Below are 1432 nucleotides of genomic sequence, written 5' to 3'. Positions count from 1 at the left end.
GGTCAAGTCCGGATCGGTGGTGTACGACGGTGATCCGTCGAGGGTTGTGGTTTAGGCGTTGATGGCGCCGGCGATCAGCTCGGTGGTCACCTCCTCGTTCCCGGCCTGTCCCTCGCGGGCGATGAGCACGGCGCGGGCGTTCTTGAGGGCTTCGAGGCCGAGGTAGCGGCGTTGTTCGGCCCATTCGTCGTGCTGCTCCGCGAGGACGGCCCCGACGAGCCGGATCACGGACTCGCGGTTGGGGAAGATCCCGACGACGTCGGTGCGGCGGCGGATCTCTCGGTTGAGGCGCTCGTTGGGGTTGTTCGACCAGATCTGGCGCCAGATCTCCTTCGGGAACGCGGTGAAGGCGAGGATGTCGCACCGGGCCAGCTCGAGGTGTTCGGCCACGGCCGGCAGCTTCTCGTACAGCCCTTCCAGGACGCGGTCGAACTGGGCGTGGACGGCCTCGGCGTCGGGCTGGTCGTACACGGAGTGCAGCAGCGCCTTGACCCAGCCCCACTGCGACTTCGGGGTGACGGCCATGAGGTTCGCGGCGTAGTGGGTGCGGCACCGCTGCCACGACGCGGCGGGCAGGGTCGCACCGATCGCCTCGACGAGCCCGGCGTGTGCGTCGCTGGTGACCATCGCGACACCGGACAGGCCACGGGCCACGAGGTCGCGGAAGAACCCGAGCCAGCCGGCACCGGACTCGGTTGTGGCCGTGTGGATCCCGAGGACCTCACGGTAGCCGTCGGCGTTCACGCCGGTCGCGACCATGACCGCGACCTTGACGACCCGGCCGTTCTCGCGGACCTTCATCGTGAGCGCGTCCGCCGCGACGAACGTGTACGGCCCGTCGGTCAGGGGCCGGGTCCGGAACGCCGCGACCTGCTCGTCCAGGTCCTTGGCCATCTCACTGACCTTCGACTTGGACAGGCCGGTGATCCCCAAGGTCTGGACCAGCTTGTCCATCCGGCGGGTGGACACCCCGAGCAGGTAGCAGGTCGCCACCACCGTCGTGAGGGCTGCCTCGGCCCGCTTGTGCCGGGTCAGCAGCCACTCCGGGAAGAAGCTGCCCTCGCGCAGCTTCGGGATCGCCACATCGATGGTGCCGGCGCGAGTGTCCAGGTCCCGGTGCCGGTACCCGTTGCGGCTATTGGTGCGGTCCGGGCTACGGGTGCCGTACTCGGCACCGCACACGCTATCGGCCTGCGCCGACAGCAGCGCGTTGATGAACGTGGTCAGCAGATCGCGCATCAGGTCCGGGCTGGCCTGGGCGAGCTGGTCGTGCAGGAAGACGGCAGGGTCGATACTGGTGTTCGCGGTCATCGCGATGCTCCATTCGAGAGTGCTGTGAGAGGTTCACTCGAAGGATCACGCGGTGACCGCACCTACGTGCGTAGGGACACGCTCACCGGTGTCGTCGTACACCAACCCTATGGACTCAACT

The 1432-nt window shown here is 67.9% G+C and carries 1 protein-coding gene; it reads right to left on the bottom strand.

Going from position 1 to position 1432, the window contains the following annotated elements; genetic code table 11:
* Positions 1 to 51: 51 nt before the first annotated feature.
* The gene (locus BCF74_RS16955; protein WP_076443341.1) at positions 52 to 1311 is read right to left on the bottom strand and encodes an IS256 family transposase; all 1260 of its coding nucleotides are present in this window, start codon (positions 1309 to 1311) and stop codon (positions 52 to 54) included.
* Between the last annotated feature and the right edge of the window lie 121 nt (positions 1312 to 1432).

The organism is Knoellia remsis, from assembly GCF_003002895.1.
Classification (GTDB): domain Bacteria; phylum Actinomycetota; class Actinomycetes; order Actinomycetales; family Dermatophilaceae; genus Knoellia; species Knoellia remsis.
This window is presented reverse-complemented; position numbering and strand designations above follow the sequence as displayed.